This is a genomic window from Sanguibacter sp. TS_SC_8, assembly GCF_055361235.1.
The window spans coordinates 2,591,203-2,610,770 of the sequence record NZ_CM143955.1; the positions used below are offsets into that span (position 1 = coordinate 2,591,203).

Here is a 19,568-nt window from a genome sequence, read left to right on the forward strand (position 1 = left end):
CTGCCTCCAGTCAAGCCACCCGACCCGCCGTGGACCGTCGAGCACCTCGCTCGCGCCCTGCGCATCGGCAACCGGCTACACGAACCGCGACAGCCGCACCCAGCTTCTCCGCACCGTTCCGCCTCGCCGCCTCACCACCGCCCGGCTGTACTTGGCTGGCGCAGGTGCGGCGACTCCCCCGCGGGGCCGGGCGCAGCAGCGGGCACGTCAAGTCGGTTCCATTAAGCGACTGGGTGACGGCCCAGGCCCACGGGTCGATCCGTGCCCGTCCAAGTTCGCACTAGAAGGCGCTCGCGTCGGACCGCGGTTGCCTCGGCAGGGGGACCACGAGGATCTCGGGTCGGCAGGGGGCTTGAAGGGGCTCGTGGGTGGCCGTGAGGATCGCATCGTCGGTGCCCAGTTGGCGGACGACTTCGCGGCGGTGGGCGCCTGCGAGGTCGGGGAGCAAGTGGTGCGGCCGCCGGGCCCGGTGTCCACGACGACGAATCGGTCGTCTGCCTGGGCGAGGACGGCAAAGCCTGCCGCCATCAAGCCCTGCGACTGGCTTGGACTTGATGTGGTCCTCATTCGCGGCGGGCTCGGCGACAGGGCTGGTCCGGGAAATCCGCTGAGCGCCGTCATCCCCGACCTCACCGACCTCACCGACCTCACCGACCGAATCTTCGATGTGAGCGGCCGGGTCGGCGGTCGGTTCTAGGAGTCAATCACTACACTTGGGCCATGAAGATCGGAAATGCGCTGGTCTCGACCGCATCGCTAGACTTCACCGCAAAGGTCGACGCGCTGAAGGCCCTCGGCTTGGTCGAGGCCACCCACGTTGACTACGGGCTCACCGGAACCCACCATGCCTGGCATCGTCGCGAGGACTTGTGGGTGGCCTGGTCGACGATAGACCGCGCCGCGGGTCGTGCTGGTGCGCAATGACGATAGACGTGATCCTCAACGGCGCTGTCATGCCGATCGACCAGGCCGTGTTCACAACTCTCCTCGAGAACTCCGTGGCGGGCACCTACAAGGCATATGAGCACGCACTCGAATCGGGCAAAATCAAGTTCGATGACCTGGTCAGTCTTTGCCGCAAGGGAGACCTCCCCTATTCTCTGTTCTTCGCACCCCTCCCTATGGTGGAGGCGCAGGTGGCCACGAAGATCCAAAAACTCCTCGCAGGGGTCAGCAAGGACACGTTCTCTATCGGCTCCCGCGCTAGGGTGGAGCTGCGCGACGTGGAGTTGGTCGTGAAGGATCTGATTCGCAAGCAGGAGTTGCTCAAAAAGCACGACACCTCACTTGTGAGGAACAAGATTGTCGGAATTCTGCGCAAGCCGGGCCTATCAGTTGAAGCGGACGCAGCCAGGCTCATGGAAGCCATTGGACTCTCTCACGAGGAAATGCGGGCCTGCCGGAAGAAGAACGGTGCGCTCGAACTTATGGTCGAGCGCCTGGAGACGAATCAGATTCTGGTCTCTCGCAGCGTCCAACACTACATGCCGCAGCGCCTCACCCACGTGAGCTTCAGCGGCATGACTGTCAGGGACAATCAGGTTCCCTTCATCTTCCTCGCTGGAGGCGACCACGGCGACCACCAAGAGCCGGTGGGCCGGACGATCTTCACGCTAGCCCTGATGACAGTGCTAATCGCACGCAGGATCTTCGCACCAATGACATGGGACGGCGGCAGAGCGGAGACCGACTATGGACGCGAATTCGACATCGCTGGCGCTATGCTCATGCCTGCGCACCAGATCAACGCGATCAGCCCATCGTCGCTCGACGACATGAAGGCTGCTTCTGACGAGTTCCAGGTCACCGCCAGTGCAGTCACCGTGCGCGCAATGCGTCTTGGAATCATCAGCGGGGAGACCGCCCGCTCCCACCTCGACGAACTACGGATCGAGTTCGGCCAATTCCCGAAAGCGGGTCCCCGCAACAAAATCCTTCCCGAGAACGCCGTTCGGAAGTACAACGGGCGGGAGTTTTCGAAGCGCATGCTTCATGTCTTGGACATGAAAGGCATCTCGCCAGGCGAGTTCTGCCGCACCGTCTGCCTGAACCATCTCAAGCCCCACCAGATCAGCAATCTCAGGAGGGCAGTTGGGTGAACGGTTTCGGGCAGAAGTACGTCGTCGACACAAACTCTCTGAGTCAGCTGAGGAGACATAGGCGGGCCAGCGTGTTCTTTCGTGATAACGCCCTCATCCCGGGTGAGGTGCTTCACGAATCAAAGGGCTTCCCCGACATCGACGTGCTGCGCAACAACATATACCCGACGACGCAGCCCGTCCTCGTGTGGCTCATGAGGGTGATGGCGACCGTTCCTGCCAGCGACACGCGACTCATCGACCTTTACGCAAACCATGGCAATGCCGACCCCTTGGTTGTCGCCTGCGCGCTGGACGGTCAGGACCAGGACAGTCAGTACCTGGACCCCAAGGAATGGGTCGTCGTGACTGGCGACCAGGCCCTGCGAGACAAGGCAGAGGAGTTTGGGTTGCGGGTGGTCACCAATGAGGAGTTTGCGGCCGTCATCGACTCTGCAGAGAACTACGATCGGGAGACCGGGACCGGGACCGATGAGATCGCGTGTGCGCCCAGTTAGCAGGTGTCCGTGATCTCGTAATTAGGTAGCGGGATAGAGAGAACGTACCTTTCCTTGACAATCGTGAATCGCCGCAGTTTCGTGATCAGAACTCCGCGTCGCGTACCCACGACGCCGGAGCAAAGACCTGGGACCTTTGCCGACGGAGAGGTCGGCCAATGGAGCGCATGGTCGCCATCAGCTAGATGGGGCTGCTTTCCGTGGCCCGTGCCGCCCCACTGCACCTGATCGCCGCGGCCAAGGACTCCTGCGCGAGGTGGGCGACGTCGTCAACATCTCCTCAATCGCCGGTTGGGTGGGGGTCCGCGAGCCGTCACCCGGCCCCACCGCGCATCGATCAGCGAGCCGTGGATCGTGCCCACCGATCAGGGCTGACTACCGAACCCTCCCCATGGCGGCTCCTCGGCGACGCCCCGATGCGCTACGGCATCACTTGATGAAGAGCATCTCGCGGTACTTCGGCAGCGGCCAGGCGGCGTCGTCCACCTCGGTCTCGAGAGTGTCCGCGTAGCCGCGGGCGGTGTCCATGAGGCCACGGAGGGAGGTCGCCGAGTGCAGCATGTGAGCCTTGGTGTCGGCGAAGTCGTGGCGTTCGAGCTCGGAGCTCAGCGAGGCGACCGTCGACAGCAGCAGGTTCGCGTTCTCGGCGATGACCTTGACCTGGGTCGTGTCGAAGGACACACCCACCTCGTTGGCGACGGCGTAGGTGCTCGCGAGATCTGCGGCGTACTTGAGCGCGGCCGGGTAGATGACCGTCTTGGCCAGGTCGATGACGAGCCTGGCCTCGACCGCGATCGAGTTGATGTACTGCTCGGCGTACACCTCGTAGCGAGCGTTGAGCTCGATGGCGGACAAGACCCTGGTCTTCTCGAACAGCGCGATGATGTCGGGCTCGGTGAAGACCGGGAGGGCTTCAGCGCTGGTCGGCAGGTTGCGCAGGCCGCGCTCCGTGACGGCGGCCTCGTGCCACTCGGAGGAGTAGCCGTCCCCGCCGAAGACGGCGTCGCTGTGGAGCTCCATGAGCTCCTTGATGACGATCGCGACAGCCTCCGGACGGGTCTTGCCGGCCTCGAGCTGGACCTCGAGCTGGTCGCCGACCCACTCGAGGGAATCGGCCAGGATGGTGTTCAGCGCGGTCAGCGGACCCGAGACCGACTGCGAGGAACCGACGGCGCGGAACTCGAACCGGTTGCCGGTGAAGGCGAAGGGTGAGGTGCGGTTGCGGTCACCCGGGTCGCGCTGGAAGTTGAGGATCTGCGACAGGCCGAGGTCCATCATGCCGCCGTCGGAGGAGACCGAGATCTTGCCGGCCTTGATGTCGTTGAAGACGCCCTCGAGCTGGTCTCCGAGATAGACCGACAGAATTGCCGGCGGGGCCTCGTTGGCACCCAGACGGTGGTCGTTGGAGGCGGTAGCGATGACGGCGCGGAGCAGCGGGCCGAACTTGTGCACGCCGCGGATGACGGCACCGCAGAAGAGCAGGAAGTTGAGGTTGTGCTCCGGTGAGGTCCCGGGGTCGAGCAGGTTGCCCTGGGTGGAGTTCGCCACCGACCAGTTGACGTGCTTGCCCGAGCCGTTGATTCCCGCGAACGGCTTCTCGTGCAGGAGGCAGAGGAACCCGTGCTCAGCGGCAGTTGCCTTCATCACGGTCATCAGCAGCTGCTGGTGGTCAGCGGCGACGTTGGCAGCCTCGTAGTACGGCGCGATCTCGAACTGGCCGGGGGCGACCTCGTTGTGGTGGGTCTTGGCCGGGATCCCGAGGCGGTAGAGCTTCTCCTCAAAGGCCTGCATGAAGACCTGCACGCGCTCGGGGATCGCCCCGAAGTAGTGGTCGTCGAACTCCTGCCCCTTGGCCGGGGGCGCCCCGAAGAGGGTCCTGCCGGAGAGCAACAGGTCGGGACGCGCGACGGCGAAGTGCTGGTCGACCAGGAAGTACTCCTGCTCGGCGCCACAGCTCGCGTTGAGCGGCGCGATGTCGGTCTCGCCCATCAGGGTGAGCACGCGGCGGGCGGATGCGTCCATGGCGGCGATGGAGCGGAGCAGCGGGATCTTCTTGTCGAGGGACTCACCGGTCCACGACATGAACACCGACGGGATCATCAGGGTCGCGCCGTTGGCGGTCCACATGATGTACGCCGGGCTGGTCGGGTCCCAGGCGGTGTAGCCGCGTGCGGCGTTGGTCATGCGCAGGGAGCCGTTGGGGAACGAGGAACCGTCGGGCTCGCCCTTGATCAGCAGGCTGCCGGTGAACTCGGTGATCGCGTGGCCGTCCGGGTTCGTGACGATGAACCCGTCGTGCTTCTCGGCCGTGATGTTGGTGAGCGGGTAGAACACGTGCGAGAAGAACTTCGCCCCCTTGCCCATCGCCCAGTCCTTCATCGCGGCGGCGACGATGTCGGCCGTGGCCGAGTCGAGAGGCTCGCCGGTCTTGACGGTCTTCTTCACGGCCTTGAAGGCGTTCTTGGACAGCGCCTCCTCCATCTTCGCCAGGTTGAAGACGTCGATCGCCCAGATCTCACTCAGCGGGCGGGTCTCCGCGGTCTCCACAGTGGTGCGGTTGAGCACCTCGGTGATCGCGTGGCTTCGGACGTCGTTGGCAGTCATGGTCCAGCTTTCTATCGTCGAGGTTCGCTTCCGGCATGGTAGGAGGCCCCTGTTACCTGAAAGGCGACGGAGTGTTTCGGGCATGTTTCACACAAGGCCGCCCTCTGCGGCCTGCCCCCCGCGATCAGCGGGACGACTGAAGTCTCGTGCCACTTCCTGACGTGCTGAGACTCTGGTCACGCGTCGTCGGCACCCGCACCCGAGACCCTGGGAGGCGCGCTCGCCGTCGTCTCCGCCGCTCATCTCAAGATGATGAACGCCACGACACCTATCCCCACGACGACCGTGGTGAGCGTGATCCACCACGGCTTGACCGTCGGCACACCTCCTGGAGCGTCGAGGTCTCGGAAGGACGGGTTGATCGGCATCTGGTTCATCCCGGGCATCGCCCCGAACCCCATGCCCACCCTCTCCTCGTGCTCCTGCTTGCGGGAGCCGTCATCCACTTCACTCATCGGTCTACCTTTCTCGGCATACACGCACTTAGCCGGGAATCTACCCCTTGTAGTGACCAGTGCGTCATTGTTGTGCCAGGTAGGAGCGCCAGACCATCCTCCGGCTGCATGGACCAGACGCCGGCCATGGCCGAGACTGGGAACGTGACCCCCGTGGCGGAGTCGCCCGAACGGAAGGACCACCCGTGCGCAACCAGATCCAGCTGATCACCTACGCGGACCGCCTCGGCCGCGACCTCGCCGGCACCAGTCGCATTGTGGAGGAGGTGTTCGGCGACGCCGTCGGTGGTGTCCACCTCCTCCCCTTCTTCACCCCCTACGACGGCGCCGACGCGGGGTTCGACCCGGTGGACCACACAGCCGTCGACCCGCGCCTGGGGACCTGGGACGACGTCCGCGCGCTCGGACGTGCCCGGGACACGGTGGTCGATGTCATCGTCAACCACGTCTCCGTCGACTCCCCGCAGTTCCGGGACGTGGTCCGCCGCGGCGACAGCTCGCCCTACGCCTCGATGTTCCTCACCTTCGCCGACGTGTACCCGAGCGGTGCGACCGAGGACGACCTCACCGCCACGTACCGCCCGCGCCCGGGGCTGCCGTTCACCCCGGTCGTGCTCGGCGGGCGCAAGCACCTGGCGTGGACGACCTTCACCTCCCAGCAGATGGACATCGACGTCACGAGCGCCGTCGGCCGCGGCTACCTGACCTCCGTCCTGGAGACGCTCGCCCGGGCCGACGTGACGCTCGTGCGTCTCGATGCCGTCGGCTACGCCGTCAAGACCCCGGGCACGACGAGCTTCATGACCCCCGAGACCTTCGACTTCATCGACGGGTTCACCCAGCAGGCCCGCAATCTCGGCCTCGACGTCCTCGTCGAGGTCCACTCCTACTACCAGCGTCAGATCGAGATCGGACGACGCGTCGACCGCGTGTACGACTTCGCGCTCCCCCCGCTCGTGCTGCACGCCCTGACGACCGGCGACGGCGAGCCGCTGCGCCGCTGGCTCGGGATCCGGCCGGCCAACTCCGTCACCGTCCTGGACACCCACGACGGGATCGGCGTGATCGACGTCGGGCCGGACCAGACCGCCCCCGACCGCCCCGGACTGCTCACCCCGGAGCAGATCGACGCCCTCGTCGAGGGCATCCACGAGCGCACCGGCGGCCAGAGCCGGCAGGCAACCGGGTACGCGGCGTCGAACCTCGACGTCTACCAGGTGAACAGCACCTACTACGCAGCCCTCGGCTGCGACGACCGCCGGTACCTGGCGGCCCGGGCCATCCAGTTCTTCACCCCGGGAATCCCCCAGGTGTACTACGTCGGCGCGCTCGCCGGAGACAACGACACCGCCCTGCTGGCCCAGACCGGCGTGGGCCGCGACATCAACCGGCACTACTTCACGCGGGAGGAGATCGACTCCGCGACCCAGCGGCCCGTGGTCGCCGCGTTGCTCGAGCTCATGCGGTTGCGCAACCAGCACCCCGCCTTCGACGGGGTCTTCGCCGTCGAGACTCCGACCGACCCGGGGCATCTGACGCTGTCCTGGGCCAACGGAGAGCACCGCGCGATGCTGAGCGTCGATCTCGGGACCGCCGAGGCGCACCTCGAGTGGTCGAGCGCCGGCGGGACGACGGCCCGGACGGCCGACCTGCTCGACGCCGCCGCGCTCCGGGTGCGCTGAGCACCCCCATGTCCATCCGCTACGTCGACCGCGGACCGGTCGACGACGACGAACTGAGCCGGGTCCACGACCTCGCCTTCACCGGGTCGACGTCGGGCGACACCGTCCCGTGGTCGGCTCGGCTGCAGGCCCACAGCGTCGGCTGGGTGTGCGCGTATGCCGACGGAGAGCTGTGCGGGTTCATCCACGCGTGCTGGGACGGCGGCAGCCATGCCTTCCTGCTGGACACTGCCGTCCGCCCCGACCACCAACGCCGCGGGATCGGGGCGGAGCTCGTCCGCCGGCTGCGCGACCAGGTTCGCCAGGCAGGATGCGAGTGGCTGCACGTCGACCACGAGCCTCGCTTCGAGGCCTTCTACCGCTCGTGCGGCTTCGCTCCGACACGTGCCGGCCTGCAGCGCCTGACCTGACGGGTGGGGTGAGCGCGGCATCGGGGCCACCCGTGATACCGCAGGTGCGGTACACGAGTGACCGCGGGCGGTGGACGACACCCGCACCGACGCCTGCGACAGTGGTGCGTATTCTGTGAACTGGCGAAAGGTGCTGCGTGACACTGTCCTCCTGGGTCTCGGCCCGTCGCCGCGACCTGGCCGAGCGCGTGCGGGCGCTCGTCGCGACGGAACTCCGGAGCCGTCCCACCTGGCGCACCTGGCTCGTGACGTTCTTCGCGCTGGCGTCGATGGTGACCACTGCCACGATCCGCACGGGTACCGCCGTCACGCCGGGTATGGGGTTGATCGCCCTGATGCTGGCAGCGTGGGCGGCTCTCGCGTTCCGGACCCTGCGGCCCACGCTCGTGCTGGCGTGCGTCGTCGTCATCGAGGTCTGCATCCTCACCTTCCTGGCCGTCCCCGACACCCTGGCTCAGGTCACCGAGGGGATGGGCGCCTATCAGCCGGCGCCCCTGGCGACGATGCTCGCGGCCTACACGGTCGCCGCGCGCACGCCCCGACCGGTCGGCTGGATCGCGGGGTGCGCCGCGGGCGGCGTGCTCATGCTGGCCGGGTTCCTCTCGCACGGCCAGGTCACGGCACTGACCGATCTTGTCGTCTTCTACCTCGTGGTGACCGCGGCGGCGATCGGGACGTGGGTGGCCGGCCGGCGCGACGGGCGCGAGCGGCTCGCCCGTCAGCAGGAACGGGAGATGCAGGAGGCCGTCGTCGGCGAGCGCCTGCGGATCGCCCGGGAGCTGCACGACGTCCTCGCACACAACCTCACCCTCGTCAACGCTCAGGCCGGGGTCGCCGAATACCTCCTGCAGACCCAGCCGCAGGCCGCCGCGGAGGCGCTGCGCGACATCACCCGGCACACCAGCCGAGCGATCGACGAGCTGAGAGCGACGATCGGGCTGCTGCGGAACGCCGACACGGACGCAGGCGACAGCGACGGCGACGGCGACCCCGACGCAGCCATGCGCCCCGTTCCCGGGATCGCGGCCCTCGACGAGCTCGTCGGGTCCCACCGGTCCACGGGCGCACAGGTCGACGTCCGCGCGTCAGGCCCGCCAGGGACCCTCGACCAGCATGCGGACCTCGCCGCCTACCGCATCGTGCAGGAGGCCCTGACCAACGCGGCGAAGCACGCACCGGGGATGCCGGTCGAGGTCTTGCTGGCGTGGTCGGCGTCGGGAGTGCGGATCCGCGTGGTCAACCTCGCCCTGCCCACCGGGGAGCGGCGGAGCCCGCCGGGCACCGGCCACGGACTGATCGGGATGCGCGAACGTGCCCTCGCCGCCGGTGGCCAGCTGCGCGCCGGCCCGGTCTCGGACGGACGGTTCGAAGTGGTCACCACGCTCCCCACCTGGTGCGACCCCCGAGCTCACGCTCTCCCCACCATCACCGACGAAGGAATCCGCACATGACCATCCGCGTCCTGCTCGCCGACGACCAGGCCCTGCTGCGTGGGACCTTCCGCCTGCTGCTCGACTCAGTGCCCGGCATCACCGTCGTCGGTGAGGCGCCGGACGGCGCCGCAGCCGTCTCCCAGGCGCGGTCGACCCAGGCCGATCTGGTCCTCATGGACATCCGCATGCCAGGGATGGACGGCATCGAGGCGACCCGGCGCATCTGCGCCGACGAGTCGCTCGCAGGCGTCAAGGTGCTCATCCTCACCACCTTCGAGACCGACGAGCTGGTCGTGGCGGCCCTGCGAGCCGGGGCCAGCGGCTTCCTCGGCAAGGGAGTCGACCCGGCGGCCCTGATCGAGGCGATCCGCACCGTCGCCGAGGGTGAGCAGCTGCTCTCACCGGCCGCGACCCGGTCGCTCATCGAGCGCGTCGTCAAGGAGCCCGCCCCCCAACCTCCCCGCCTCGTGCCCGGCATGTCCGAGCTCACCGACCGTGAGCGTGAGATCACCACGCTCGTGGCCGCCGGACTGTCCAACATCGAGATCGGGTCGCGGCTCTTCATCAGCCCGGCGACGGCCAAGACGCACGTCAACCGGGCGATGCTCAAGACGGGTGCCCGCGACCGTGCCCAGCTGGTGGTGTTCGCCTTCGAAGCTGGGCTCGCGCACCCGACGCGCTGACCGGCCGGCGGCAGCGTCAGGCCTCGCCGTCACGCGGACAGGGCGAGCACCATCTCGTCCTCGAGCATCTCGGGGGCGCTCGGGAGCGCCTTGACCTGACCGGTGTCGACGTAGCCGCGACCCTCGTAGAGGCGGCGAGCAGCACCGTTGCCCCGGGTGAGCCACAGCCGGATGTGCCCCGCACCCTCACCGCGCGCCCACTGCTCCACGCTCTCGAGCAGCAGCCCGGCCGCCCCCCGACCACGCCACTGCGGCTGGACCCACACCGCGACGAGCATGCGCTCCTCGCCGGTGTCCCCCGGGACACCCACGGCCATGCCGCACGGCTCCCCGTCCCCGGTGGCGACGAACACCGCAGCCGAGGTCGCCCAGCCCCGCCAGCGGCTCTCACCGAACTCCCGCTCCCGGCTCACCGTCGACCCGAAGGCTGAGGGCGAGTCCGCCAGAGCAGCGAGGCGCAGCTCGCGGATGGCGGCCCAGTCGTCGTCGGACGCGCGGGCGACGGCGAGCTCGGGTGAGGTCAGGGCCTGCGGCGTCTGCGGAGCTTCATCCATGACCGACATTGTGCACGGTCGCACCAGGCACCCACGGTGGCCTGGGAGGCCTCGGGCCGCCCGAGGGCCGGAGCCCCCCGGAGCGAGTAGCCTGTTCAGGACTCTGCGGGTGCCCGAACGGTACCCACCACGCGAAAGGCCTGCCAGTGACATACCCGGGTTCGCACGGCCATACGGTCATCTCGACCATCGCGAGCCCGTTGCTCAGTCTCCGCCTCGTGCGTGGGCTGCGTGAGGTCGCGCTGCTCGCCGGCCTCTATGCGATGTACAGCCTGACCCGGTCCCTGGCCGACGACTCCTTCGCCGGGGCGGCTCAGGTCGCCGACCAGCTCCGGCGCCTCGAGGCGGCCTGGCACCTCGACATCGAGGCCGGGTTCAGTCATCTCGTCTCGGAGAACGGGTGGCTGGCGCTCACCATGAGCTTCTGGTACGCCTCGCTCCACTTCCTGGTCACCGGCGGTGTGCTGCTCTGGATCTACTTCCGACGCCAGACGCAGTACGCAGCCCTGCGCAACGCGCTCGTCCTGGCGACCTCCGTCGCGCTCGTCCTGTACCTGCTGCTCCCCACGGCCCCGCCCCGGCTGCTCGGGCCTCCGTTCCACGACGTGCTGGCCGAGACCGCGTCGGCGGGCTGGTGGGGGGCCGCGCACGGGCCCGACGGCGGGCTGGGCGGGATCGCGAACGAGCTCGCCGCGTTCCCCTCGATGCACGCCGGGTGGGCGCTGTGGGTCGCGATCGCGGTGTGGGTCTGCGCCCCTCGATGGGTCGGGTACCTCGCCGTCGGCTATGCGGGCATCACCGCGGTCATCGTGGTCGGCACCGGCAACCACTGGATCATCGACGTCGTCGCCGGGTGGGTCGTCGTCGCCTTCGGGGCCGCCGTCGCCAACCGCGCACGCCGACCCGCACCCACCCTCGTCCACGATCAGCAAGTCGCAACAGCACCCACGACGAAACTCTCCGCGGGGTACGCGACGCCGCATCAGGAGGGTTCCGAGGACCGGCCGACCCCGTCCGTGACCCGGTAGGGCACGTCCGGGATCAACCGCGGCGTCGAGGACCGCCCGTGGTCCCGTCGACCGGCCGGCGCGCACCGATACGATGGCCACTGGCCCCGGGCGATCCCTACGGCCACCGCCCACCCTCGGAGCCACGACTCTCATGACCGACACCCTCGTGCACCGGATGCTCCGCAAGAGCCTCCCCGCCGACACCCTCACCGGCGCAGACGCTCCCGGCACCGGCCCCACCCCCCAGGGTCACCTGCGACGGTCGATCTCGACCTTCCAGCTGACGATGATCGGGGTCGGCGGGACGATCGGCACCGGGATCTTCTTCATCCTCTCCGAGGCGGTCCCCGAAGCCGGCCCGGCGGTCATCACGTCCTTCCTGCTCGCCGCGATCGTGGCCGGGCTCACCGTGCTGTGCTACGCCGAGCTCGCCTCGACCATCCCGTCGTCGGGCTCGTCCTACTCCTACTCCTACGCGACCCTCGGGGAGGCCGTCGCCTTCGTCGTCGGCGCGTGCCTGGTCCTGGAGTACGGGGTCTCGGCGGCCGCGGTGGCCGTCGGCTGGTCGGAGTACCTCAACCTGCTCCTCGAAGGGACCCTCGGGTGGCAGTTCCCCGAGGCACTGTCCCTCGCCCCGGACAGCGGCGGCGTGATCAACCTGCCCGCGATGATCCTCGTCGCCCTGTGCGTCCTGCTGCTGCTGCGCGGGGCGAGCGAGTCGGCGCGCGCCAACTCGATCATGGTGATCATCAAGGTCAGCGTGCTCGTGCTGTTCGTCGCGGTCGGGCTGACCGGCTTCCAGGCCGACCACTTCTCCCAGTTCGCGCCCTTCGGCTTCGCCGGGGTGTCCATCGCGACCGGCTCGATCTTCTTTTCCTTCATCGGTCTCGACGCGATCGCGACCGCCGGCGAAGAGGTGCACAACCCCAAGAAGTCGATCCCGATCGCCCTCATGGCGTCCCTCGCCGTGGTCACCGTCGTCTACCTGCTCGTGGCCGTCGCCGCGGTGGGAGCACAGCCGTGGGGCGAGTTCGAGGGCCAGAAGGCGGGCCTGGCCACGATCCTGGAGAACCTCACCGGCTCCCCCTGGCCCGGGCTGGTGCTGGCCGCCGGCGCAGTCATCTCGATCTTCTCGGTCACCCTCATCTGCCTCTACGGCCAGACCCGCATCCTCTTCGCGATGGGCCGTGACGGCCTCGTCCCCCAGACCTTCGCCCGGATCGACCGCCGCACCCAGACGCCGATGACCAACACGATCATCGTCGGGGTGGTCGTGGGCATCCTCGCCGGGGTCGTCCCGCTCGGCATCCTCGCCGACCTCACCTCGATCGGCACGCTGGTCGCGTTCTCGCTGGTCTCGGTCGGTGTCATGGTGCTGCGCCACACCGCGCCCGACCTCCCCCGCGGCTTCAAGGTCCCCGGTTACCCGGTCACCCCCGTCCTGTCGATCCTCGCCTGCGTCTACGTGATCACGGGGCTCGACCCGGTCACCCTCGTCGCCTTCGTCATCTGGACCGGCGCCGCGCTCGTCTTCTACTTCAGCTGGTCCATCAAGCACTCCGTCCTGGAGACCCTCGCCGCCCACACCCCGCAGGAGACGTCATGACCATCGTCGTCGGGCAGGCGCTGGACACCAGCGACCGTGGCGCGCTCGCCCTGGGCGGACTGCTCGCCCGCTCCCTGGGGACCGACCTCGTGGTGTGCGGGGTGCTCCAGCACCGCTGGACCGGCCCGACGCCGGCCCACGCCGCCGCCCAGCGGCAGGCGGCCACGTCCTTCCTGGCCACCGCCCGCTCCCTGCTGCCCACCGGCGTCTCGGCCGCCGACGACGTCCGCCTGGCCCGGTCGGTCCCGCCCGCCCTGCACGAGGCGGCGACCGAGCACGCCGCAAGCGTCCTCGTGCTCGGCTCGAGCGAGGCCGGGGTGCGCGGGCGGATCGCGGTCGGCTCGGTGGCCGACCGCGTGCTGCACTCCTCCCCCGTCCCCGTGGCGATCGCGCCGCGCGGGTTCACCTGCGGCGGGCTCGACCGCCTGACCCGGGTGACCGTCGCGGTGGACTCGGGCCCGTCCAGCGCCGAGGTGCTGGCCGCCGGCGCCCGGATGGCGCACCGCACCGGGGCGAGGCTGCGGATGGTGACCTTCGCCATCCGGCGCAAGACGATGTTCCCGCCGGAGATGGGCTTCGACATCGAGGACTCCGTGCTCGACGCGTGGCGGGAGCAGGCCGAGACCGGCCAGCGCCGCGCCGTCGCCGAGCTCGCCGGCCGTCCGGACACCGCACCGGTCGAGGAGTCCGTCGTGGTGAGCGGACCCAGCTGGGACCACGCCGTCGCCGACCTGGGGTGGCTGGCCGGGGACGTGCTCCTCATGGGGTCGTCGTCGGAGTCCGCGCTGACGAAGGTGTTTCTGGGGTCCACCGCCACCAAGCTGCTGCGCGCCGCGACGGTGCCCGTCATCGTCCTGCCACGTCACCGTTCCCAGCCCTAGACTTGCGCCATGTCCTCCATCGCACTCGTCCGTCGTCCTGGTCCGCGCCTGCCCGAGGGGCTCGTCGAGCACATCGAACCCGTCCCGGTCGATCTCGAGCGCGCCGTCGCGCAGTGGGAGGCGTACGTGGGCGTTCTCAATGCCCACGGCTGGACCACGATCGAGGTGCAGCCGGCCGACGACTGCCCCGACGCGGTCTTCATCGAGGACTCCGTCGTCATGTACGCCAACGTGGCCGTGTCCACCCACCCGGGTGCGCTCTCCCGGCGCCCCGAGACGGCCGGCACCCGCTCGGTCGTGGAGGACCTGGGGTGCTCGCTCAACGAGATCCGCGAGCCGGGGACCCTCGACGGCGGCGACGTCCTCAAGGTCGGCTCGACGGTCTACGTGGGGCGCGGTGGCCGCACCAACGCCGAGGGTGTGCGCCAGCTCCGCGCGATCCTCAGCCCGCTCGGCGCCCAGGTGGTGGCCGTGCCGGTGACCACCGTGCTGCACCTCAAGACCGCCGTGACCGCGCTGCCCGACGGCACGGTCATCGGGTACCCCGACTTCGTCGACGACCCCTCGGTCTTCCCCCGGTTCCTGCCGGTCCCCGAGCCGCACGGCACGGCCGTGGTGTGCCTGGGCGGGGCGTCGCTGCTCATGTCGGCCTCGGCGCCGGCGACCGCCGCGCTGCTCAGCGACCTCGGGTACGACGTCGTCACGGTCGACATCTCCGAGTTCGAGAAGCTTGAGGGCTGCGTGACGTGCCTGTCGGTGCGTGTGCGCGGCCTCGAATAGTCTCGGGCGATGATACCGACGTCGCGCACCGCGACCTTCGACTCCGCGCGCCCGCCGCGGTGGTTCCCGCGCGCGCTGCTGCTGACCGTGCTCACCGTCTTCGCCGCGATCTTCGTCTGGCGGGCGATGGGGTCCCTCACCGCACTGTTCGTCAACCTCATCATCGCGCTGTTCCTCGCCCTGGCGATGGAGCCGATGATCGTCTGGCTGGTCAAGCACGGCTGGAAGCGCGGCGGGGCGACCGCCGTCGTGCTCTTCGGCCTGCTGGCCGCCGGGATCGCGGTGCTCGCGCTGTTCGGCCAGATCTTCGTCGAGCAGGCCGGGGAGCTCATCACCTCCCTGCCCAGGACGTACGAGTCCGTGGCGACACTGATCGAGGAGCAGTTCACGGTCGAGGTCCCTGAGATGGCGGACCTGCAGGCCCAGCTCATCCAGGACTGGGGCAACGAGGTGGCCAGCCGTGCGCTGGCGATCGGTACATCGGTCATCTCGGCGCTGTTCGCCTTCACCACGATCCTGCTCGTCGCCTACTACCTGGCCGCGGCCGGGCCGAAGTTCCGTGCGTCGATCTGCGGGTGGCTCAGCCCGCGGAACCAGAACGAGGTGCTCAAGCTCTGGGAGATCACCCAGCGGAAGATCTCCGACTACATCAACTCCCGGGTGATCCTGGCGGCCATGGCGAGCCTGTTCACCGGGATCTTCCTCACCATCATCCAGATCCCCTACGCGCTGCCGCTCGCGCTGTTCACCGGCGTGGTCTCCCAGTTCGTCCCGACCATCGGCACCTACATCGGCGGTGCGCTGCCGATCGTGTTCGCGCTGACCACGGACGGGCCGAAGAAGGCGCTCCTCGTCCTCGCGTTCATCGTCGCCTACCAGCAGGTCGAGAACCTGTGGTTCTCCCCCAAGGTCTCGGCCAGAGCCTTGCAGATGAACCCGGCGGTCGCCTTCGTCACGGTGCTCGCCTTCGGGGCGGTGTTCGGCGCCATCGGCGCGTTCCTGTCCCTGCCCATCGCCGCCACGATCCAGGCGGTCGCCACGACGTACATGCGCCGCCACGAGCTCGTCGACTCCCACATGCTGCGTGACCCCAAGTCGCAGCAGCCCGACGACGCCGACGGCGAGGACGCGAACGACACACCCCCAGAGCCGAGGACCGCGCCCACCACCCCCTGACAACCTCCGCTGAGTGCGGTCAAACGGCTGCCCGATGTCCGTTGTGGGCAGCCGTTTGACCGCACTCAGCGGGTGGGGAGGGGGCGGCGGACGCCTCAGCGGTGGGCGGCGCGGGTGGCGCGGCGCTGGGCAACCACACCGACGACGGCGAAGACCAGCCCGGCGACCAGCGTCACCGTCAGCCCTGAGGTCCACCTCGCGCCCCGCAACTCGGCGTCGGAGGCGAACCCCTCGTGGATGGCGAAGGCCCCGAAGGCCACCGCGCACAGCGCGGTGAGGACGTAGCACCAGAACCACACCTGGCGCAGCGGCGACGGGCGGGCGGCCCGGGCCGCCGCCGCTGAGGCCGAAGTCTCCAGCGGGACGGTCACCAAGGAGTTCGGCTTGACCAGACCTGCAGACCCATCGTGATTCATCGTTCTCCCCCGTCGGACGCATCGACCGAATCCGAAACCCCAACCGCCCCCGGCGACCCGCTGAGTGCGGTCGAAAGGCTGTCCGGTGTCCGGTTTGGGCAGCCTATCAGCCGCACTCAGCGGAACGGGGGCACCCTGGGACGGGTGTGGGGAGTCGTCCGGTGTCGGAGGAGCGTCAGGCGTCGTCCTCGCCGTAGAAGAGGCGCTCCATGACCAGGCGTGCCCGGCGGGCGGTGCGCAGGTACTCCTCCTCGAGGTCTCCGCCGGTGCCCGGGTAGTGCAGGGCGCGGGCGAGCCCACGCAGGGCCAGGTGGTCGGAGGGCAGCACGTCGGCCGCCGCCCCACCGATCCGCCCTGACCACAGCACGAGGGCGTCGCGCAGGTTCGAGGACAGCTGCCAGGCCGCACTGAGGACCTCGGCGTCGTCGGCGGTGATGAGCTCGGCCTCGCTGGCGGCGCGCAGCCCGGTGAGCGTCTCCGTGGTGCGCAGCCCCGGGACGGCGGAGCCGTGCTGGAGCTGGAGCAGCTGGACGGTCCACTCGACGTCGCTGATCGCCCCACGGCCCAGCTTGAGGTGCCGCGTCGGGTCCACCCCGCGCGGCAGCCGTTCGGCCTCCACGCGGGCCTTGATCCGGCGGATCTCCCGCACCGTCGCGGCGTCGATCCCCCCCTCCGGGTAGCGCAGCGGTGCGATGAGGTCGACGAACGCGGCACCGAGCGCCGGGTCGCCGGCGGCCGGACGCGCCCGCAGCAGAGCCTGGCTCTCCCAGGCGGCCGACCAGCGTCCGTAGTACTCCGCGTAAGAGTCGAAGGACCGCACGAGCGGTCCGTTGCGGCCCTCGGGCCGCAGGTCGGCGTCCACCTGGAGGGGAGGTTCCTCGTTGGCTCCCCCGAGCAGTGCACGCATGCGCTGGGCGACGTTCTTCGCGTAGGTCTGCGCCGTCGCGTCGTCGGCCCCGTGGGCGCGGGTGTAGACGAACATGACGTCGGCGTCCGAGCCGTAGCCGGCCTCGCGCCCACCGAGCCGGCCCATGGCGATGACGGACATCGTCGCCGGCGCCGCGTCGCGGGAGATCGCCATCTCGTCGCACACGACCTGCCGGGCGATCCGCAGCCCGCCGATGAGCAGGGCGTCCGCAGCGTCGGAGATGCTCGGGGCGGACTCGCTCGGGTCGCTCACCTCGAGCAGCTCCGCGCAGGCGATCCGGGCCAGCTCGCGGCGGCGCAGCGCGCGCAGCACCGTGATGGCCCGTTGCGGGTCGTCCGCGCGGGTGAGGAAGGCGTCCGACTCCGTCAGCAGCCGGGCCAGCCCCCGCGGGCGCAGATCTGCTTCGTCGGCGAGCCACTTGACCGACTCGGGCGAGCGGCCCAGCGCCTCCGCGACGTACTTCGACGTCGAGAGCAACGACGCGAGCCGGTAGGCCGCCGAGCCGGAGTCGCGCAGCAGCTTGAGGTACCAGTGGGTGGTGCCCAGCTCGTCGGAGAGCCGCCGGAAGGCCAGCAGCCCGGAGTCGGGGTCCGACCCCTCGGCGAACCACCCGAGCATGACCGGCAGCAGCTGGCGCTGGATCGCCGCGCGCCGGCTCACCCCGTCGGTCAGCGCGGCGATGTGCCGCATCGACCCGGCCGGGTCGCGGTAGCCGATCGCCGCGAGGCGCGCCTGAGCTGCCGCGGGAGCCAGGCTCGCCTCCTCGGCCGAGAGCTGGGCGGTCGCCGGCAGCAGCGGGCGGTAGAACAGCTCCTCGTGCAGGGTCCGCACGTCGCGGCGGACCGTCCGCCAGCGCGCGAGCAGGCCCTCGGGCCCGTCCAGGCGCAGCCCGGCCGACCGGGCCAGCCGGCGCAGGTCGTCGTCGGCGGTCGGCATGAGGTGGGTGCGGCGCAGGTGGAACAGCTGGATCCGGTGCTCGAGGACCCGCAGGAACCGGTAGCACACGGCCAGCTGGGCGGCGTGCTCGCGGCCGACGTACCCGGCGCTGGCCAGCGCCGCGAGGGCGGTCAGGGTGTTCGAGCTCTGGATCGAAGGGTCGGAGCGGCCGTGCACGAGCTGCAGCAGCTGGACGGTGAACTCGACGTCGCGCAGCCCGCCCTTGCCGAGCTTGAGCTGGCGGTCCGCCTCGGCGGCCGGCACGTGCTCCTCGACGCGGCGGCGCATCGCCTGGGAGTCCTCGACGAAGTTCGCCCGGGTCACCGCCGACCACACCATCGGTGTGATGGCCTCGACGTAGGCGCGCGCCAGGTCGGCGTCCCCGGCCACCAGGCGGGCCTTGAGCAGCGCCTGGAACTCCCAGGTCTTCGCCCAGCGCTCGTAGTAGGAGACGTGGCTGGCCAGGGTCCGCACGAGCGGGCCGTTCTTGCCCTCGGGACGCAGCGCGGCGTCGACCGGCCACAACGCGGGCTCCCCGCTGGGGCCCCCGCACACCCGGGTCAGCCCCGCAGCGAGGCGCGCGCCGACCGTGGAGGAGTAGTCCTCGGTGAACCCCTCGACCGGTTCGGCGACGTAGATGACGTCGACGTCGCTGACGTAGTTGAGCTCGCGTCCCCCGCACTTGCCCATGCCCATCACGGCGAGGCGGACACCACAGCCATGGTCGTCCAGCTCGGCACGGGCCACCGCGAGGGCGCCTTCGAGGGCGCCTGCCGCGAGGTCGGCCAGGGCTGCGGCCACGGCCGGCAGGATCGACAACGGCTGGGGCGAGGTGAGGTCGGTGGCGGCGATCCGCAGCAACCGGCGCCGGTAGGCCCGGCGCAGCGCGTCGGTCACCTCGGGGCCGACGGCGGAGGCGACCGGCACGGCGGCGTCGGCGTCGGCTCCCACAGCCGCCAGCATCTCCGCCCGCACCGCCCGCGCGTCGACCCCCACCGCCGAGGTGGGGTCGGCGACGACGTCGACGAGCTCGGGGTGGCGCACCAGCTCGTCCCCCAGCGCGATCGAGGCGCCGAGGACGGCCACGAGCCGGCGCCGGGCGAGCACCCCCGCCTCGTCACCGTCCCAGATCGTGCTGTTCAGGCACCGGGCGACCACCTCACCGCGCCGGACGGCCTCGCTCGAGTCCTCCGACAGCAGGGCCGAGCACAGCCGCACGAGGGCGAGCAGCGCCAGGTCCGGGTCCGCGGCGTCGCCGAGCGCGACGACGAGGCCGGAGTCCTCGGTGACCTCCCCCACGACCGCGACGAGGTCGGAGTCGGTGCACAGCTGCGCGGCTCGCCGGGCGTCGGCGAACCCCACCCTGGTCAGCCTGCCGGTCAACGACGTGGTCCGGCTCGTGCTCACCATGGTTGCGC

The 19,568-nt window shown here is 69.7% G+C and carries 18 protein-coding genes; 13 read left to right on the top strand and 5 right to left on the bottom strand.

Translation table 11 applies throughout. The features are described from left to right. Positions 1-352 precede the first annotated feature (352 nt). The 4 genes from ACWA15_RS11775 to ACWA15_RS11790 are packed head-to-tail and all read left to right on the top strand — an operon-like array spanning position 353 to position 2,596. On the top strand, positions 353-697 hold the full coding sequence (locus ACWA15_RS11775; RefSeq protein ID WP_464055452.1) for a hypothetical protein: 345 nt from the start codon (positions 353-355) through the stop codon (positions 695-697). Between the two features lie 23 nt (positions 698-720). Further along, the gene (locus ACWA15_RS11780; protein ID WP_464055454.1) at positions 721-924 is read left to right on the top strand and encodes a hypothetical protein; all 204 of its coding nucleotides are present in this window, start codon (positions 721-723) and stop codon (positions 922-924) included. Between the two features lie 8 nt (positions 925-932). Then, positions 933-2,099: a hypothetical protein gene (locus tag ACWA15_RS11785; RefSeq protein ID WP_464055455.1), complete on the top strand. Its 1,167-nt coding sequence runs from the start codon at positions 933-935 to the stop codon at positions 2,097-2,099. Next, the gene (locus ACWA15_RS11790; RefSeq protein WP_464055457.1) at positions 2,096-2,596 is read left to right on the top strand and encodes a PIN domain-containing protein; all 501 of its coding nucleotides are present in this window, start codon (positions 2,096-2,098) and stop codon (positions 2,594-2,596) included. The genes ACWA15_RS11785 and ACWA15_RS11790 overlap by 4 nt, the downstream gene beginning before the upstream one ends. 429 nt (positions 2,597-3,025) lie before the next feature. On the opposite strand, the gene ACWA15_RS11795 is transcribed toward ACWA15_RS11790, so the two are convergent. Together ACWA15_RS11795 and ACWA15_RS11800 are read right to left on the bottom strand one after the other, a co-directional pair. Then, positions 3,026-5,200, bottom strand: a complete 2,175-nt coding sequence (locus tag ACWA15_RS11795; RefSeq protein WP_464055459.1) for a glutamine synthetase III family protein — start codon at positions 5,198-5,200, stop codon at positions 3,026-3,028. A 239-nt stretch (positions 5,201-5,439) separates the two neighbouring features. Then, complete coding sequence (locus tag ACWA15_RS11800) at positions 5,440-5,655, bottom strand: hypothetical protein (RefSeq protein ID WP_464055461.1); 216 nt, start codon at positions 5,653-5,655, stop codon at positions 5,440-5,442. A gap of 185 nt (positions 5,656-5,840) precedes the next feature. On the opposite strand from ACWA15_RS11800, the gene gtfA reads away from it, so the two are divergent. The 4 genes from gtfA (at position 5,841) to ACWA15_RS11820 (ending at position 9,863) form a co-directional block, all read left to right on the top strand. Further along, positions 5,841-7,337 (top strand): sucrose phosphorylase, encoded by a 1,497-nt coding sequence (gene gtfA / locus ACWA15_RS11805; RefSeq protein ID WP_464055462.1) that lies wholly within the window; start codon positions 5,841-5,843, stop codon positions 7,335-7,337. An 8-nt stretch (positions 7,338-7,345) separates the two neighbouring features. Next, on the top strand, positions 7,346-7,747 hold the full coding sequence (locus tag ACWA15_RS11810; protein WP_464055464.1) for a GNAT family N-acetyltransferase: 402 nt from the start codon (positions 7,346-7,348) through the stop codon (positions 7,745-7,747). A 137-nt stretch (positions 7,748-7,884) separates the two neighbouring features. Beyond that, the gene (locus tag ACWA15_RS11815) at positions 7,885-9,198 is read left to right on the top strand and encodes a sensor histidine kinase (RefSeq protein WP_464055466.1); all 1,314 of its coding nucleotides are present in this window, start codon (positions 7,885-7,887) and stop codon (positions 9,196-9,198) included. After that, on the top strand, positions 9,195-9,863 hold the full coding sequence (locus ACWA15_RS11820) for a response regulator transcription factor (RefSeq protein ID WP_464055467.1): 669 nt from the start codon (positions 9,195-9,197) through the stop codon (positions 9,861-9,863). Before ACWA15_RS11815 ends, ACWA15_RS11820 begins: the two co-directional genes overlap by 4 nt. A 29-nt stretch (positions 9,864-9,892) precedes the next feature. Here ACWA15_RS11820 and ACWA15_RS11825 read toward each other — a convergent pair whose 3' ends face one another. Then, positions 9,893-10,417 (bottom strand): N-acetyltransferase family protein, encoded by a 525-nt coding sequence (locus tag ACWA15_RS11825; protein ID WP_464055469.1) that lies wholly within the window; start codon positions 10,415-10,417, stop codon positions 9,893-9,895. 200 nt (positions 10,418-10,617) lie between these two features. Here ACWA15_RS11825 and ACWA15_RS11830 point away from each other — a divergent pair, with 200 nt between their 5' ends. The 5 genes from ACWA15_RS11830 (at position 10,618) to ACWA15_RS11850 (ending at position 15,870) form a co-directional block, all read left to right on the top strand. Continuing rightward, positions 10,618-11,445, top strand: a complete 828-nt coding sequence (locus ACWA15_RS11830) for a phosphatase PAP2 family protein (RefSeq protein ID WP_464055470.1) — start codon at positions 10,618-10,620, stop codon at positions 11,443-11,445. Positions 11,446-11,578: 133 nt separating this feature from the next. Next, a complete protein-coding gene (locus tag ACWA15_RS11835; RefSeq protein ID WP_464055472.1) occupies positions 11,579-13,033 on the top strand; it encodes an amino acid permease in 1,455 nt (484 codons plus the stop codon). Then, entirely contained in the window at positions 13,030-13,914 is an 885-nt protein-coding gene (locus ACWA15_RS11840) for a universal stress protein (RefSeq protein WP_464055473.1), read from the top strand. The genes ACWA15_RS11835 and ACWA15_RS11840 overlap by 4 nt, the downstream gene beginning before the upstream one ends. Positions 13,915-13,923: 9 nt before the next feature. Then, complete coding sequence (gene ddaH, locus ACWA15_RS11845) at positions 13,924-14,694, top strand: dimethylargininase (protein WP_464055474.1); 771 nt, start codon at positions 13,924-13,926, stop codon at positions 14,692-14,694. A gap of 9 nt (positions 14,695-14,703) precedes the next feature. After that, the gene (locus tag ACWA15_RS11850) at positions 14,704-15,870 is read left to right on the top strand and encodes an AI-2E family transporter (RefSeq protein ID WP_464055476.1); all 1,167 of its coding nucleotides are present in this window, start codon (positions 14,704-14,706) and stop codon (positions 15,868-15,870) included. A gap of 95 nt (positions 15,871-15,965) precedes the next feature. Here ACWA15_RS11850 and ACWA15_RS11855 read toward each other — a convergent pair whose 3' ends face one another. Both ACWA15_RS11855 and ACWA15_RS11860 read right to left on the bottom strand, forming a co-directional pair. Then, positions 15,966-16,286, bottom strand: coding sequence for a hypothetical protein (locus ACWA15_RS11855; RefSeq protein ID WP_464055477.1), 321 nt, complete (start codon positions 16,284-16,286; stop codon positions 15,966-15,968). A 175-nt stretch (positions 16,287-16,461) separates the two neighbouring features. Then, the gene (locus ACWA15_RS11860; protein ID WP_464055478.1) at positions 16,462-19,560 is read right to left on the bottom strand and encodes a bifunctional [glutamine synthetase] adenylyltransferase/[glutamine synthetase]-adenylyl-L-tyrosine phosphorylase; all 3,099 of its coding nucleotides are present in this window, start codon (positions 19,558-19,560) and stop codon (positions 16,462-16,464) included. Positions 19,561-19,568 lie beyond the last annotated feature (8 nt).